Annotated in this window: 16 protein-coding genes and 2 pseudogenes; 9 read left to right on the forward strand and 9 right to left on the reverse strand. The window is 40.7% G+C overall.

All coding sequences use genetic code 11. The features are described 5' to 3' along the window. Positions 1–14: 14 nt before the first annotated feature. Positions 15–1,052, reverse strand: coding sequence for an N-acetyl-gamma-glutamyl-phosphate reductase (gene argC / locus ACFVS1_RS15675; protein WP_387548650.1), 1,038 nt, complete (start codon positions 1,050–1,052; stop codon positions 15–17). A 232-nt stretch (positions 1,053–1,284) separates the two neighbouring features. On the opposite strand from argC, the gene ACFVS1_RS15680 reads away from it, so the two are divergent. Next, complete coding sequence (locus tag ACFVS1_RS15680) at positions 1,285–1,974, forward strand: Crp/Fnr family transcriptional regulator (protein WP_387548652.1); 690 nt, start codon at positions 1,285–1,287, stop codon at positions 1,972–1,974. Between the two features lie 245 nt (positions 1,975–2,219). On the opposite strand, the gene moaA is transcribed toward ACFVS1_RS15680, so the two are convergent. From moaA to ACFVS1_RS15695, 3 genes are all read right to left on the reverse strand, one after another. Further along, on the reverse strand, positions 2,220–3,233 hold the full coding sequence (moaA, locus tag ACFVS1_RS15685; protein WP_387548654.1) for a GTP 3',8-cyclase MoaA: 1,014 nt from the start codon (positions 3,231–3,233) through the stop codon (positions 2,220–2,222). A 106-nt stretch (positions 3,234–3,339) separates the two neighbouring features. Then, positions 3,340–3,648, reverse strand: a complete 309-nt coding sequence (locus tag ACFVS1_RS15690; protein ID WP_034314562.1) for a metal-sulfur cluster assembly factor — start codon at positions 3,646–3,648, stop codon at positions 3,340–3,342. A 95-nt stretch (positions 3,649–3,743) separates the two neighbouring features. Next, entirely contained in the window at positions 3,744–4,532 is a 789-nt protein-coding gene (locus tag ACFVS1_RS15695) for an alpha/beta fold hydrolase (protein ID WP_387548656.1), read from the reverse strand. A 230-nt stretch (positions 4,533–4,762) separates the two neighbouring features. Here ACFVS1_RS15695 and ACFVS1_RS15700 point away from each other — a divergent pair, with 230 nt between their 5' ends. The 3 genes from ACFVS1_RS15700 to ACFVS1_RS15710 all read left to right on the forward strand — a co-directional run bounded on the left by ACFVS1_RS15700 (position 4,763) and on the right by ACFVS1_RS15710 (position 6,025). Further along, positions 4,763–5,578 carry a Cof-type HAD-IIB family hydrolase gene (locus ACFVS1_RS15700; protein WP_241590635.1) on the forward strand — a complete coding sequence of 272 codons (816 nt, stop codon included), beginning with the start codon at positions 4,763–4,765 and terminating at the stop codon, positions 5,576–5,578. A 103-nt stretch (positions 5,579–5,681) separates the two neighbouring features. Further along, positions 5,682–5,834, forward strand: a complete 153-nt coding sequence (locus ACFVS1_RS15705; protein WP_164468789.1) for a hypothetical protein — start codon at positions 5,682–5,684, stop codon at positions 5,832–5,834. After that, positions 5,834–6,025, forward strand: a complete 192-nt coding sequence (locus tag ACFVS1_RS15710; protein WP_352922011.1) for a DUF3813 domain-containing protein — start codon at positions 5,834–5,836, stop codon at positions 6,023–6,025. The genes ACFVS1_RS15705 and ACFVS1_RS15710 overlap by 1 nt, the downstream gene beginning before the upstream one ends. 60 nt (positions 6,026–6,085) lie before the next feature. On the opposite strand, the pseudogene ACFVS1_RS15715 reads toward ACFVS1_RS15710, so the two are convergent. Together ACFVS1_RS15715 and ACFVS1_RS15720 are read right to left on the reverse strand one after the other, a co-directional pair. Then, positions 6,086–6,322 (reverse strand): annotated as a pseudogene (locus ACFVS1_RS15715) (KGG domain-containing protein); the annotation flags it as partial. Positions 6,323–6,458: 136 nt separating this feature from the next. Continuing rightward, complete coding sequence (locus ACFVS1_RS15720) at positions 6,459–7,301, reverse strand: YitT family protein (RefSeq protein ID WP_133348755.1); 843 nt, start codon at positions 7,299–7,301, stop codon at positions 6,459–6,461. 156 nt (positions 7,302–7,457) lie between these two features. Here ACFVS1_RS15720 and ACFVS1_RS15725 point away from each other — a divergent pair, with 156 nt between their 5' ends. The 5 genes and pseudogenes from ACFVS1_RS15725 (at position 7,458) to ACFVS1_RS15745 (ending at position 11,130) form a co-directional block, all read left to right on the forward strand. Beyond that, positions 7,458–8,324: a DegV family protein gene (locus ACFVS1_RS15725; protein ID WP_387548661.1), complete on the forward strand. Its 867-nt coding sequence runs from the start codon at positions 7,458–7,460 to the stop codon at positions 8,322–8,324. A gap of 68 nt (positions 8,325–8,392) precedes the next feature. Next, entirely contained in the window at positions 8,393–8,524 is a 132-nt protein-coding gene (locus ACFVS1_RS15730) for a DUF3941 domain-containing protein (RefSeq protein ID WP_352922015.1), read from the forward strand. 103 nt (positions 8,525–8,627) lie between these two features. Next, complete coding sequence (locus tag ACFVS1_RS15735; RefSeq protein ID WP_063232211.1) at positions 8,628–9,119, forward strand: YajQ family cyclic di-GMP-binding protein; 492 nt, start codon at positions 8,628–8,630, stop codon at positions 9,117–9,119. A gap of 239 nt (positions 9,120–9,358) precedes the next feature. After that, positions 9,359–10,234, forward strand: coding sequence for an SDR family oxidoreductase (locus tag ACFVS1_RS15740; RefSeq protein ID WP_387548664.1), 876 nt, complete (start codon positions 9,359–9,361; stop codon positions 10,232–10,234). Positions 10,235–10,343: 109 nt separating this feature from the next. Then, positions 10,344–11,130: pseudogene (locus ACFVS1_RS15745) on the forward strand (MBL fold metallo-hydrolase). Between the two features lie 34 nt (positions 11,131–11,164). On the opposite strand, the gene ACFVS1_RS15750 reads toward ACFVS1_RS15745, so the two are convergent. The 3 genes from ACFVS1_RS15750 to ACFVS1_RS15760 form a co-directional block, all read right to left on the reverse strand. Beyond that, complete coding sequence (locus ACFVS1_RS15750) at positions 11,165–12,208, reverse strand: LacI family DNA-binding transcriptional regulator (RefSeq protein WP_387548666.1); 1,044 nt, start codon at positions 12,206–12,208, stop codon at positions 11,165–11,167. A gap of 329 nt (positions 12,209–12,537) precedes the next feature. Then, positions 12,538–14,187, reverse strand: coding sequence for a glycoside hydrolase family 13 protein (locus ACFVS1_RS15755; RefSeq protein ID WP_387548668.1), 1,650 nt, complete (start codon positions 14,185–14,187; stop codon positions 12,538–12,540). A 79-nt stretch (positions 14,188–14,266) separates the two neighbouring features. Further along, positions 14,267–15,802 carry an alpha-amylase family glycosyl hydrolase gene (locus ACFVS1_RS15760; RefSeq protein ID WP_387548670.1) on the reverse strand — a complete coding sequence of 512 codons (1,536 nt, stop codon included), beginning with the start codon at positions 15,800–15,802 and terminating at the stop codon, positions 14,267–14,269. Between the last annotated feature and the right edge of the window lie 84 nt (positions 15,803–15,886).

Below are 15,886 nucleotides of genomic sequence, written 5' to 3' on the forward strand. Positions count from 1 at the left end.
TTTCCCTCCAAAGTTTACGGATATAACGGACTGTTCCATAGTCCTGCCGTTTCTTCTAGTCCCATTAATATATTTGCATTTTGAATGGCCTGCCCTGCAGCACCCTTCACTAAATTATCAATTACCGAAACCACCGTGACCTTACCTGTCCTTACATCATAATCGACGCCAATGTCACAAAAGTTCGATCCATATACCTGTTTCGTGGATGGAAAGCGATCAAGGGGCTGTACCCGGACAAATGGGTGGTTCTCGTATACGGTTTCGTATAAATCCTTTAATTCAACATTTGAGGTTTCCCGATTTACCTTAATATACATCGTAGCCATAATCCCTCTCGTCATTGGAACAAGATGTGTATTAAAGGTAATAGGCTGTAAACCTGATGACCATCGCCCAAGCTGCTGTTCGATTTCAGGTATGTGTTGATGTTGATTTACCTTATATATCTTAAAGTTCTCATTCATTTCACTATAATGGGTAACTGCCGAAAGTGATTTACCCGCCCCTGAAACCCCGGATTTTGCATCGATGATCACATCGGCAGCTGCTCCCGCCAATCCTTCAGTGAATAAAGGGGCAAGACCTAATAGTGAAGCGGTTGGGTAGCACCCTGGATTTGCAATTATCCTCGCGTTTTTTATTGCTTCAGTATTCCATTCAGCCAATCCGTATACGGCCTCTTCAATAATAGGCTGAGGCGCGGCCGGCTTTTTATACCAGTGCTCGTATTCACCTGGAGTTTGAAGCCTGAGGTCTCCTGATAGGTCAATAACTTTAATGTCGAGGTCGGAAAATTCCGAAATCAATTGCGAGGAAACACCGGAAGGAGTTGCAAGAAATACAATATCGGATTTTTTTGCGATAGCCTCCGGGTCAATTTCTTCTAATTTGTCCTTCATATGCATTAAATGTGCATTTTCTTCAGATAAACTTCGGCCAAATTGCGAAGAAGTATGCAATGATTTTATTTTAAATTGCGGATGATTATTCAAAAACCTTATTAGTTCCATTCCTCCATAACCCGTTGCACCTACTATTGATACGTTCAAAAAATCATCTCCTATAATTTCAGGTCCCTGCCATTCTTTGATTCTATTATTATATGACTGAATAAAAATAAAATCAAATGTATTTTTATAAAATTTAAAACATTAATTTCTCATGAAAAATTATCCAACGAAACTCCTAGAATTATCCAAACTTGTTGACTGCTAGGGTTTTTTCCGTTTAAATCAAAGGTAGTAATTGACTAATGACGCTATCTGAAAGGTGGTCATATGCATGACAGAATTATCGTTATCTAATCGGATGCATGCAATTTTAGATAATAAACAACAAGTTAAACATCTGAAAAAAGGGCGCTACCTTTTTCAAGAGAGCACCCCAGCAAGTGATTTGTATTACATTATTAAAGGGAAAGTGGAAGTAAGCAAGGTTGTTCCCGACGGTCGGGAATTAACTATACGCATTAGTTCGGAGAATGATTTGGTTGGGGAAACAGTCTTGTTTTCTCAAAATCCTAAATATATGATGAATGCAAAAATGATGGAAGATGGAACTGTTGCGGTTATCTCCAAAGAAGCATTGGAAGAAAAAATCTCCTCCGATAGCCATCTTGCTGTCGAGATGATGACATGGTTATCCGCTCAAAACCGTAAAAATCAGGCTAAATTCCGCGATATGCTCCTGCATGGTAAGAAAGGCGCATTATACTCCACACTCATCCGTTTATCAAATAGCTATGGCACTGAAGCAGAAGACGGTAAAGTTATCAATCTTCCCTTTACAAACCAAGAACTCGCCAATTTTTGCGGCACTTCCCGCGAGGTGGTCAATCGAATGCTTGCTCAATTAAGGAGAAACAATGTCATCTCCATTAAAAAGGGACGCATTACCATTCTAAATTTTGATTATTTGAAACAGGAAATCGACTGTGAAAACTGTCCAATAGAAATCTGTACCATCGATTGAATCCCTCCCATAAAAAGCAGCCATACATAATGCCTTATTGATCTAAGAATGATTGGAGTTTATTTTTGGCTAAATCCATCCCTAGGACCATGGAATTATTTTCATTGCCTTGTGTCCTATATAAAAATGCATAAAAAAAGTATAAAAATCGATTTCGACCATGACTGACATCAGTTCCTGACAACTATACAAAAAAAGGGATGGCCATTGCTGCCATCCCTTAATTTTTTACTCATTCAGACGGATTACCCGCCAATGAATGACATTTCGATTTTTTCCTGTTTCTTCACCGTTCCCGCTGCCCGCTCATCCGAATAGCGGTCGTCCCTTCGGTTCCAAAGCGAAAAGATGAACCCAGTCAATTCTTCATCTGTCATGTCAGAACGGAGCAATGACTTCAAGTCATGTCCCTTTCCATTAAACAGGCATGTATATAAACTACCATTAGCAGAAAGACGTGCACGTGTACAACTTGAACAAAAAGACTCGGATACCGAGGTTATGAAGCCCACGTCTGCATTAGTGCCTTTATAACGGTAGCGCTTTGCCACCTCTCCAAAATAATCTTCTTCAACGGGTTCAAGATCGAATTCGGCTTGGAGCATTGCAAGCAGTTCTTTTTTCGTAATGACATTCTTCAACTGCCAGCCATTTGTATGTCCGACATCCATGAATTCTATATAGCGTAATTGAATGCCCTCATCTTTACAAAATCGTGCCATCGGCAGGATTTGAGATTCATTGGTTTCTTTTTTCACAACCATATTCACTTTAACGCCAAGCCCTGCTTCCTTGGCAGCAGCGATGCCTTCAATAACGGGCTTTATGCCAATATCCCTGCCGTTCATCTTCTTGAAAAGTTCGTCATCGAGGCTGTCTAAGCTGATATTCACCCTCTGCAAACCAGCTTCCCTCAAATTCACGGCATGCTTTTTCAAGAAGACACCATTCGTGGTCAATCCAATATCCTCAATACCTTCAATTTTAACGAGATTTGAAATCAGAGTGGTAAGATCTTTCCGGAGTAATGGTTCCCCGCCAGTCAACCTTAGTTTTTTCACCCCTAAGCCTGCGAATATTTTAGAGAGCCTTACAATTTCCTCATAAGATAATAGCTCACTTTTAGGCAGAAACTGAAAATTCTCATGAAAAATTTCAGCTGGCATGCAATATTGGCAGCGAAAGTTACAACGATCTATGACTGAGATCCTTAAATCCCTCAGTGGCCTGTCCAATGAATCTTTAATTTGACTGTTCAATTAACCACTCCTAGCCGAAAGTATTAGAAAAAACCAGACCATAAAAAGTGGCTCCTTGAATGGATTCACTTTTTTTGACTGGCTTTTCATTTCTATTACAGAGTTATTATTTGATACCTAATGCAATTTTAGCATATCTGGACATTTTATCTTTCGTCCATGGCGGACTCCAGACAATCTTCACATCCGTTTCCTTGACCTCGGGGATATCTTCCAGAACCAATTTAACTTGATCGACGATCGTCCCAGCCATCGGACAGCCCATTGCTGTCAATGTCATCGTAACGGTAGTCAGACCTTCCTCATCCATATCCACATCATATACCAAGCCTAAATTAACGATATCTATACCAAGCTCAGGGTCAATGACCTGCTCCAAAGCTCCCAAAATAATGTCTTTTGTATCTTGATCCACTTCGATCACTCCTTTTATGGATAATCTCTTCGTTTTAGATTATCGGTTTCATCATTATATCCGTATAAGCATCATAACAGATTTTGAGTGAGTACTTAAGCATTTTGCACAGCTGACAGTAAATGTTTCGCGAACCAGTCTGCTGTCTTAAGCACTCCTTCTCTACTGACCTTATGCCCAGCCTTAGGGTCAAGGATAAATTCAATTTTTTCATCTGCCTCATCATACCCTGCTTTGACCCCTTCATAAAAACGGTATGCATGTTGATAAGGCACAACCGGATCTTTGGCACCATGCCAAAAAAGAAGCGGACGGTTGGAAAGCTTATCCTGATTAAGGCTCAAATCAAATGGCTTGAGCTGTTCAATCACCTTGGCAACTTCCTCATCAGTGGCTGGGAAATTAACTTTCCTTTTCTTAATCTCCGCCATTTGGAGCTCGGCATACGCGACATATGATGGGTTACCCATTAAACTGACTCCGGCGGAAATCCATTCATAAGCAGCCAGGGCCCCATTAGTCACTATTCCCCCCATAGAGGTACCTGCTACGCCAATTCTGTCGGGATCAATTAGTTTTCGGGATAATAAATCATCCTTCAGCAAAGATAAATCCTGGATTGTCTGTAAAACCATTTCCCAAAAAAGGGGCATCATTTGAGAATCATTTAAACCGGCTTCCCTTTCCCCATGATGAATCACATCGGGCAGAAGCACACGAAACCCCTTTTCAGCCAATAAATAAGCATAGTGTAGATTGTGTTCTTTTGCACTTTGAAAACCATGTATAAAAATAATAAGCGGCAATTGCTGTTTGAAGGTGGTTTCTTTACCTAGGTGCAATACAGGAATATGTCCAATTAGTTCTTTTTCAATTATTATCAAGTTAACCCCTCCAAATAATTTGTTCCGGTCTTTCCAATACCATTATCAAAATCGCATTGGCATCCATCATTTCATTCCTTTAAACCTGCGCTTCGCTTTAATTATCATAATCCTGGATATAGTAATATCATACAGGAATGCATAAAGAATGAAAAAGATTTACATTTACTTTAAAATAGGCTTAACAATATTCGCATATAATGAAATCAAAAAGAACAGAAGGTGTGTACATGGCTGAGAAACATTTAATCGTATTGGATCTTGATGGTACCTTACTTACAGATAACAAAACAATTTCTTCAAGGACTAAAAAAACACTCCTGAAATTAAAAGAAGATGGACACGAAATTATGATCGCCACCGGGCGTCCCTTTCGCTCAAGTGAACTTTATTACCGGGAATTGGGGTTGACTACACCAATCGTTAATTTCAATGGCGCTTTCGTCCATCATCCATTACATACAAATTGGGGGGTATACCACTCTCCACTGGATATAAATGTTGCGAAAGATATTGTCGAAGCGTGTGATCAGTTTAAATATCACAACATCATCGCCGAAGTCCGGGATGAAGTTTATGTCCATTATCATGATGAAAAGTTAATGAACATGTTCAATGTAGGAAATCCGATCATGAAGACAGGTGACTTGCGCAATTACCTTCAGGATTCCCCAACTTCGATGCTAATTCACACAGATAGTGAATTCGTAGGACAGATTCGCCAGCATCTATCCGATGTTCATGCAGAATTGGTCGATCATCGCCGTTGGGCAGAGCCTTTTCATATCATCGAAATAATAAAAAGTGGGTTAAGTAAAGCCGTAGGGCTAAAACGTGTATCCAACTATCTGGAAATTCCTCAAAACAGGATCATCGCTTTCGGTGATGAAGATAATGATTTGGAAATGCTCGAATACGCGGGAACAGGGGTTGCCATGGGAAATGCGATCTCACCAGTAAAAACGGTAGCAAATACGACTACATTGACAAATGAAGAAGATGGTATAGCCGTCTTCCTCGAAGAAAAATTCAATATAAAAGCTTAATACGTCATTTTTTTCCTTCATAATATCTACCTTTCAAGCCAAACTAATAAGGACAACAGATCGTTTCCGTTGTCAACAACGCTCAGAATCGGAGGAGATAAGAATGGGTAAAAGCAGTAAATCTAAACGATTTGTACAGCAGGGCAAAGAAAGTGTTGCCAGGCATGCCGAAAAAATCCCTTATCACACTACGTTTGAAGAAGCTGAAAAAGACAGATTAAGAATTATGTCTGAACAAAGCTATGGTGGCTTCTAATGGGAAACAAACTATTCCAGAAGGCTAGGGAATTTGTTGAAGAAGCTCTCCACTCTGAGCATGACGGTGACCAGCAAAAGACAGAGGACATCGCTAAAAACGCTCTTTCATCAGCCTTTGCCAATACGACCGAGGCCGAAAAAGAACAACTGCGGGAACTCCAGGAAGAGCTGGAAAACCACTCTAAATAACGTGAAAGCCTCCAGGTTTCCTGGAGGCTTTCGCTATGTTTTCATCCATTGTTATTTTCGTGCTTTACCACCTTTTTCACCGATTTCTTTATAAAAGTCTTTACCATGGGAATCAGCAGTGGCTTCCCCGCCCTTTTGTCCAATTTCTTGATAGAATTCCTTATCATGATTATCCGATGTGGCTTCTCCGCCCTTTTGCCCAATTTCCCGATAAAAATCCTTGTCGTGATTTTTAGAAGTGGCTTCCCCGCCTTTACGGCCTGCTTCCTGTCTGCTCATTTTTTCTTCGTTAGCCATTTTCATCACTCCTTCATAAGATTTTAAATTGGCGCTACAATATAAGAATTAGCCGTTTTGTACAGGCAATAAACTTAAAACGCCCAAATACTACCTTTTGTAATAGAAGTGTAATGGCCTTGATTTTTTATTAATATCATTCCCTGCGGAAAGTTCCAACAATGCCTGACGTTTCTATGATGTTCGTGAAAGCGTGCGGATCCACTTCCTTGATGATCCGTTCAAGGTCATACAGTTCATACCTTGTAATGACAATCAACAACATTTCCTTCGTTTCGTTGGTGAAAGCCCCTTTTGCGGGAACCCTTGTAATTCCGCGAACTAACTTTGCATGGATTGCCTGTTTAAGTTCTTCGCTTTTCTTTGTAATGATCATGGCCGTAAGCTTTTCATGACGCGTATGTATTGCGTCTACGACACGGGTCGATGTATAAAGGGTAACTAGTGTATACAAAGCTTTTTCCGGTCCATAAACAGCACCTGCCGTTACAATGATCACACCATTCAGCAAAAATAAATAAGTACCTACAGGTTTATCTTTCTTCCGTGAAAGAAGCATGGCGATAATATCCATTCCTCCAGTCGATGCACCGTATTTCAATGTGATCCCAACACCTACTGCAGCAATGACTCCGCCAAATACCGCATTCAATAATATGTCAGGTGACCAGCGTGTAATCGGAATGATTTCCATAAAGAAGGACATCAAGGCAACACTGAGAAAACTATAAAAAGTGAAAGACTTTCCAACCTTTCGCCAAGCAATGATCGTTACCGGAATGTTCAATAAAAGCAATAGAATACCCGTCGATACATTAAAAGGAGCAAAAGAACCAATCATCCTCGATAGAAGTTGGGCCACTCCCGTAAAGCCGCTTGCATATACGTTTGCCGGTATTAGAAAAAAGTTCATTGCGACGGCATTCAGCAATGCTCCGACCACAACTATGATAATTTTCTTCATTTCACCACTGTACATCCTAAAAACCTCCATTTCACCCTTATTCTATTATCTTTTTACCCTTAATTATTTATTCTATTTACGTAGAGATTGAATTTTCACCGTTACGTGCTACACTAAAAAGGAGAGTGACCACTCATTTTCTAAAAACTGTAAAAAGAAAGCAGGTGTATTATGGCTATCACAATTCTTGCAGATAGTGCATGTGATTTGCCGTTGTCTTTCTATAAAGAAAACAATGTTTCATTAATCCCTTTACAAGTCCATCTTGACGGGGAAAATTATGAAGATTTACTTACTATTAATTCTCACGAAGTCTATCAGGCGATGCTTGAAGGAAAAGCCCCGAAAACATCGCAAGCTTCCCCAGAATGCTTTATAGAACTTTTCACACAATTTGCCAAGGAGAAAAAACAGGGGATATATATAGCCTTTTCCTCTGAATTATCAGGAACATATCAAACGGCAGTGATGATTCTTAATCAGGTTAAGGAAGAGTACCCTGACCTTGACATTGAAATCGTCAATACGAAATGCGCTTCGATGGGCGTCGGATTAATTGTAAAGAAAGCAGCAGACCTAGCAGCAAACGGTGCCACTAAAGAAGAAATCCTGGCTGCAATCGAATTCCAAACCCGGCATATGGAGCATCTATTCACTGTAGATAACCTTGAATATCTGGCCCGTGGCGGCCGCATCTCCAAGACATCTGCCCTTGTTGGCGGTTTATTAAACATTAAACCGTTATTGCATGTTGAAGATGGGAAGCTTGTTCCGCTTGAAAAGATACGCGGCAAAAAGAAATTGATTAAACGTGTCATCGAATTAATGCACGAAAGAGGCAAAAACTTAACAACCCAAACGATTGCCATCAGTCATGGCGATGATGAAGCAACGGCCATGGAATGGAAGGAAGCCATCCAAAATGAATTCGGGACAACCGACTTCATGATCCATACAATTGGGTCCGTCATCGGTGCACATGCCGGTCCTGGCACAATTGCCCTCTTCTTCTTAAACGATACCCCTGAGAAATTATAAACATACATACTCCCTTCCATAATTGTGAACAATATATATTGATCAGATAATGGAAGGGAGTTTTCACTATGTCCAAAACAACCGATGACAATAAAAGGCCAAAAGATAACCAAGCGATAAATGCTGAAAAAAATATCGCTTATCAGGAAAACCTTACTGCAGGTAAGCACTCCTATTCGAAGAAAACAGACCATAAATGAAGCGCGGGGCTTGTCCCCTCGCTTTTTTAATATCGTTTATATAGTTGTCTTCCTATCACACTTTCTCTATAATAAAGGAAATAAACCCTGCTGGAGGTAAGTGATGGCAAAGGAAAATTCATTTGATATTGTTTCGAAAGTAGACTTTTCAGAGGTAACGAATGCAGTTACCATGGCTATGAAGGAAATACAGACTCGCTATGATTTTAAAGGGAGCATTAGCAGCATCACCATTGAAAAAGAAGACCTGGTTCTAGTATCCGACGATGAATATAAGCTCGAACAGCTGAAGGATGTTCTCATCAGTAAGCTCATTAAACGTGACGTACCCGTTAAGAACCTGGATTATGGAAAATTAGAAGGAGCTTCTGGCGGAACCGTTCGCCAACGGGCTAAGTTAATTCAAGGCATCGATAAGGAGCAAGCAAAAAAAATCAATACCATCATTAAAAATAGCGGTCTTAAAGTGAAAAGCCAAATCCAGGATGATCAAATCCGGGTTACCGGTAAGAACCGGGATGATTTACAAGGAATCATTTCGGCTATTCGAGGCGCTGATCTGTCCATTGATGTACAATTCCTAAATTACCGCTAATTATGAAGACCTCACCTGCTTTGGGTGGGTCTTTTATTATTTGTTGCAACTGCCTCCATCAACGTTCATCCCCCCTTTTTCTTCAAATGAATTGCCTTCATGGAACATGGAAAGACTAGTCATGTTCCCTTCAGTTAAAACATTAAACATGAATTTATTTGGGTATTTTTTCCATGTTTTCTTTTCCTAAAAGAAGGAATAGAAAAAGCGTAGATAATTAAATGGGAGGCGTTTATATCTTGACTACTCAAAACCAAAATCAGAACAAACAAGGATTTCCACCTCAACATCAGCAGCATCAACCTGGATTGGAAACAAAAATGGAACCGAACCCAGATTCAGTTAAAGCTGCCTACAAAGGAAGCGGCAAATTGAAAGGGAAAACGGCAATCATAACTGGAGGAGACAGCGGAATCGGTAAATCGGTTGCCATTTACTACGCTAAAGAAGGAGCGAATGTGACAGTTGCATACTTGGATGAACACGAGGATGCCAAAGCGACAAAAGAATTGATTGAAAAAGAAGGCCAGAAATGTTTACTCATTTCCGGTGATATCGGTGATGAAACCTTCTGCCGGGAAGTCGTCAAAAAAACGGTTGATGAATTTGGCGGTTTGGACATTCTAGTAAACAACGCCGGAGAACAGCATGTGCAGACAAGTATCCTTGACATTTCAGCTGAACAATTGGAAAAAACGTTCCGCACGAATATTTTCTCGATGTTCCACTTAACTAAAGCTGCATTGAAGCACCTTAAAAAAGGAAGCAGCATCATTAATACAACCTCTATCACAGCCTATCAGGGCAACCCAAAACTAATTGATTACTCTTCAACAAAAGGTGCAATCCTTGCATTTACAAGAGCCCTGTCGAACTCCATTTCAAAAGATGGCATCAGAGTGAACGGTGTGGCTCCAGGCCCGATCTGGACACCGCTGATTCCTGCCTCATTCGGCGAAGAGGATGTTGCCAAATTTGGACAGGATACTCCAATGGGCCGTGCAGGGCAGCCAGAGGAATTGGCACCAGCCTATGTATATTTGGCAAGTGATGATTCATCCTATGTCAGCGGACAAGTCATCCATGTAAACGGCGGGACCGTTGTAAACGGATAAGCCTTACCTTTCCAAAAGCAGTGGATGTCAAATCCGCTGCTTTTACTCTTTCAAGCAGGATATTTCCGGTTAACGCGGAATATATGAACGGGAAGGAGTGGGGTCATTTTTGAAAAACATTGTAGATCCATGGTTCACCGTTCAGGAATTGGACTCAAAAACGTTTGCAATCAGTGAATATGGTCATTGGGAGAAAGTTCATTCCTTTTTATTACTTGGGGGACCCGGGCTGCGTTAATCGACACAGGGCTAGGCATCGGTTCGATAAAGGGGATTACAGACCAGCTTACCGATCTTCCTGTTATCGTCCTGACCACACACGTTCATGTGGATCATATTGGCGGTCACGGTGATTATGATACCATTTATGTTCATGGTGATGATGCCAATTGGCTGATCAATGGTATTGAAGGTTTGTCCTTGGAACAAATAAGCAAGAACATGGCCCGGGATATCATTATACCCGTACCGGAATCATTCGATCCTTTTACATACAAGCCATACCAGGGGTACCCTGATATGCTCTTATCGGATGGAGATACGATCGATCTCGGGAACCGTAGTTTAATCATTTATCACACGCTGGACATTCACCTGGACATATCTCAATATTGGATAAGGAAAAAGGTTATTTATTCACTGGCGACCTGCTTTATTCAGAGACTCCCGTTTATGCGTTTTATCCCTCGACGAGCCCTGAAGACCTTGTTAATTCGTTAGAAAAAATCGCAAAGATCAAGGCAATCTCCAAAATCTATGGCGGACACAACCAACTCGGCCTCGAACCAAGGATTCTTGAGGAAGTTCTTGCAGCCGTTCAATATCTTAAAGAGAATAAATTAGTCAGACACGGAACGGGTGTACATGCATTCAAAAGTTTCAGCGTACATTTCTAGCAAAAAAAGGCATTGCTCTGCAATGCCCTTCTCGTCAATAAGTCATGGCCATCGCACCTTGTTTGATCGATCTGCAGGAATGCCTTTCCACGAAATGATGTGGAATGATGGTCCCGGCAGGAGCATCCCCAGTCTGCAGCATGTGAATGATGCCCTTAGCTGCCTGATATCCCAAATCAAAAATATTAATATCTACGGAAGTCAGGGCTGGTAATGACAGTTCAGAGAAAAGAACGTTATTGAAGCTGACGATTGACATTTCTTCAGGAGTGCGCACGCCCATCTCGCGAAGTGAATGCACAATGCCAAGTGCCATGAGATCATCACTGACTACCAAAGCGGTAGGTGGTTCATTGATGGATAGTAACCTTTTTGCAGCGGCTTGTCCCCCTTCATGCAAAAAATCTTCATGCAGGGTATATTCCATCCTTCGATCGATTCCAGCCCTCTCCAAGGCCCGTTCATATCCTGATAAGCGATCAAGGGTCATTACAAGGGTTACATCACCTCCGATGAATCCAACCCTTTCATGCCCTAGCTGTATGAGGTAATCCGTTGCCTGTTCGGCTGCCAGGACATTATCATTATCAACATATGTTATCTCCTCGGTGTAATCATAGGGTTTCCCAATGATTACAAATGGAAAAGCCCTTGCTCTCAAATAGGTCAGAATGTGATCATTCATCCTTGAATACATCAGGATTATTCCATCCACCATCCCCCCCTGCACCATATTCACTACTCCTTCGTAGAGTTCATTTTCGGTTTTTCCCGTGCTTAGCAACAGGGAATAGTGGTTTTCCTGGGCTCCCTCACTTAAACCCTGGAGGATTGTCGGAAAAAAGGGATTTTGATAATAATCATTTGACGAACTTCGCATTACCAAACCAATGATCCTGGTTGATTGATTGGCAAGACTACGTGCAATGAAGTTTGGGTGGTATCCTAATTTAGTCATCGCCTTACGGACCCGTACCTTTGTTTTTTCACTTATCCGAGGATTGTTTGCAATCACTCGAGAAACTGTTGAAGGAGCAACATTCGCTAGCTGTGCCACATCTTTTATTGTGATGGCCATGCATTTCCCCTCTCCTCTCTTAGCCTTTATTGACTTTATTTTTAAAAAAGGTGAATGCCAATAAAACTTCTTTAATATTTGTTTTATATTTATACATTTTGCATGTATTCATAATACACTCAGTTCAATAGTTATATCCATACTTTTTTTAATGTTTGTTCAATTTTTCAGAAAACACTTACTTTTCCGTTATTTTCATCTGTGTTTTAAAATTCAAAAAGAAGCTGATGTATGATCAGCTCCTTAAAACGACAGGTGAATTGGAAAATAAGAAGTCAGACGACTAACTACATAGGTTTTAAGCTGATTTCCATTCAAGTCCATAGCAATCAATAACGATATATCCTCGTTTCATATGGACGTAAATCAATAAGGGACACCTCAGGGCAATCGTCATAATTAGCTAGTAAAAGTTCCATTCCCCCCCAATAAGAAAGGTCGATTTGATGGTGATTCATACTAAAGTTACATACTACCATGACTGAATTTTCATTCATATTTCTTGTATAAATATAAAGTTCAGGGTGATCTTCCCATAACAATTCATATTCCCCATAAACGAGGACCTGATGTTTTTTTCGAAGTTCAATCATCTTTTTATAAAAATGATAAATGGATGACGGGTCGTTTTTCTGCAGTTCTACATTAATGGCGCGATAATTTGGATTAACCCTCATCCAAGGTGTTCCATGGGTGAATCCGCCATTTTCAATATCGTTCCATTGCATCGGTGTTCGTGAATTATCACGGCCGCTATGCCATATAATGTTCATGATTTCATCATGAGGACGACCTTTCGAGGTCTCTATCCGGTAAAAGTTTTTCATTCCGACATCATCATAATCATCAATCGAATCAAATTGGACATTCGTCATGCCAATTTCCTGACCTTGATAAATAAAAGGTGTCCCTTGCATGAAAAAGTATAGGGCCCCTATCATTTTTGCGCTTTCCAACCAATATTGATGATCATTTCCCCAGGTGGATACACTTCTCGGCTGGTCATGATTTTCAAAAAACAAAGCATTCCACCCTTTGTTTTTCAGCCCTTTTTGCCATTTGGTCATTGTGCGCTTTAACCCTAGAACATCAACATCGTGATTCTGTCCCCTATTCCAAAGCCCCAGATGTTCAAATTGAAAGATCATATTGAACTTCCCATTCGATTCTCCGACCCATTCTTCCGCCTGCTCAATCCTGACGCCATTGGCCTCACCGACCGTCATAATATCATACTTAGAGAATGTTTCTTCTTTCAACTCCTGAAGATAATCCAGAATCCCGTCCTGATTAGTATGCATTTCAAAAGCCGGTACATACTGATGCCAATAAGGATTGGGCATATCCGGAAGGCCTTCACGCTTATGAATATGCGTGATTGCATCAATCCGGAAGCCATCGATCCCCTTATCGAGCCACCAATTGACCATTTCATATAACGCCTTTCGCACATCAGCATTTTTCCAGTTTAAGTCTGGCTGCTTTTCAGCAAATAAATGTAAGTAGTATTGATTGGTCCTTTCATCGAATTTCCAGGCACTTCCTGAAAAGATGCTTTCCCAATTATTAGGCTCACGGCCGTCCTGCCCATCCCTCCATATATACCAATCCCGTTTCGGATTATCGCGGGAAGAACGTGACTCGACAAACCAGGGGTGCTCATCACTTGTATGATTCAAAACAAGATCGAGTATCACCTTCATCCCACGTCCGTGAACATCTTTCAATAACAGATCAATATCTTCGATTGAACCGAATTCATCGGAAACTGCTTGATAATCACTAATATCATAGCCATTATCCGCATTGGGCGATTTATAAAATGGACAAATCCAAATAACATCTATTCCCAAATCCTGCAGGTAGTCAAGCTTAGAAATCAATCCTTTTATATCCCCGATTCCATCACCATTACTATCCATGAAACTGCGCGGGTATATTTGATAGCAAACCGCTTCTTTCCACCAGGTCTTATTCATGCTGTAACCTCCCGATCCTGTTTTCCACAAAGCCTTAGGGACAATGTTTGGCGGCTACCGACAATCGAGAGGCATATGATTATTTTGGCTGGTTCCGTTTTGAACGCTTAATAACCAAAGCAATGAATATACCAAATATAAGAAGAACCAATCCTATAACTAACAGGTAAGGAATATTAATAATCGACTTAGGTGACAGCGTATAGACTTCTGTCGTCTCCCTGTCGATTACGATAGAGTAACTGTTGTCCTTACTGCGGACCAGATCCCCATTCAGCATACCTCTCAACTCTTTATTGCTTTCAAGTTCCTTATCAGTAAGATTTATCGTTTGAGTTTCTGTCGTATTGTTCATGGCGACGACAACCGTTTCTTCACCATATACACGCTTGAATACCGAAGCTCCACCTTTTTCATATAAAAGCTCCATATCCCCTTTTTTCAATGCTGGGTACATGTCTCTGAGGTCAGAAAGCTTTGTTATATATTCCACCAATTCCTGCTCTGTCTTAAAATTCATCAACTTATGATTATCCGGCGCAATATCGCCGTTCAAGGCAATTTCCGATCCATAAAATACGATTGGCACCCCTGGCATCGTATATAGATACGACAGCGCCATTCTCCATCTGGAACCTGGATTTTCGTTATGGTCGGCTGCATCCTTTGTAAACCGGGGCATTCCCTGCGTATCCATGAACAATGCTTGATGGGCATTGCCCCCTAATTCATCTTCGCTTTTTGCAAACGCATCAAATACAGGTTTCAATTCTTTATCGGGTGCAGCAAATGCTTCCCGTAGCTCTGAATTTTGCGGATAAGCCATAAAAGCGTCGATACCCGTCTCCTTGTAGCTTGAGATCAATTCGGCATCACCTTGTACATCGCCGATTGTATAGAAATTTGATTTTTCAGATTTAACTGCATCCACAAATTCCTTCCAAAAATCCTTCCCTACGTATTGGACTTTATTTATACGGTATCCATCAATATCCGTTTCCGTTATCCACCATTTGGCAGCATCCAGTAAATATTTTCTGGTTTCCTCATTATCTTGATTCAAATCGGGAAGACCGTCGATCCAGCCTGCTTCCAAATCCGTTTGGCTACCGTCCTTGGAAATCTTCTTTTCTTCATGGAACCAATCTTGTTTTTTGGGATCGGTCAGCCAAGTGGAGTCAGGACCCACATTATTTGCTTGAAAATCAATGATCACCTTCATATCGCGTTTATGTGCCTCATTCACAAGTTTTTTAAACTCTTTCATTGTCCCATAGTGTTTATCCGTTTTATAAAAATCGGCCACCCAATCGCCATGATAACCATTTTCATCATTAGCGAAAATCGGTGAAAGGATGATAGCGGTATAACCCATATCTTTTAAATAATTAAGTTTCTTCGTGACACCTTCGAAATCCCCCCCATTAAACGCGGAAGGGTCATTCACGTTCGCATCTCCATTATTTTGAGTATTCCCATCGAAAAATCTGTCGACCAATAATGAATATACGATTTCATCCTTCCAAGTTCGTTGTTCTTTTTCAGCTGCTCCTACTGGAATGGCGTAAAAAAGAAGCAACGGAATTAAAGCGAGTGATAACACTCTTTTTCTCATAACCGCTCTCCTCCTAGCTATCTCTTTACGCCTTTAAGATTAGCCTTTTGACCCCTTAACGTCAAATCCAATTTATAAAAAACT

Source organism: Peribacillus sp. NPDC058075, assembly GCF_042885195.1.
Taxonomy (GTDB): domain Bacteria; phylum Bacillota; class Bacilli; order Bacillales; family DSM-1321; genus Peribacillus.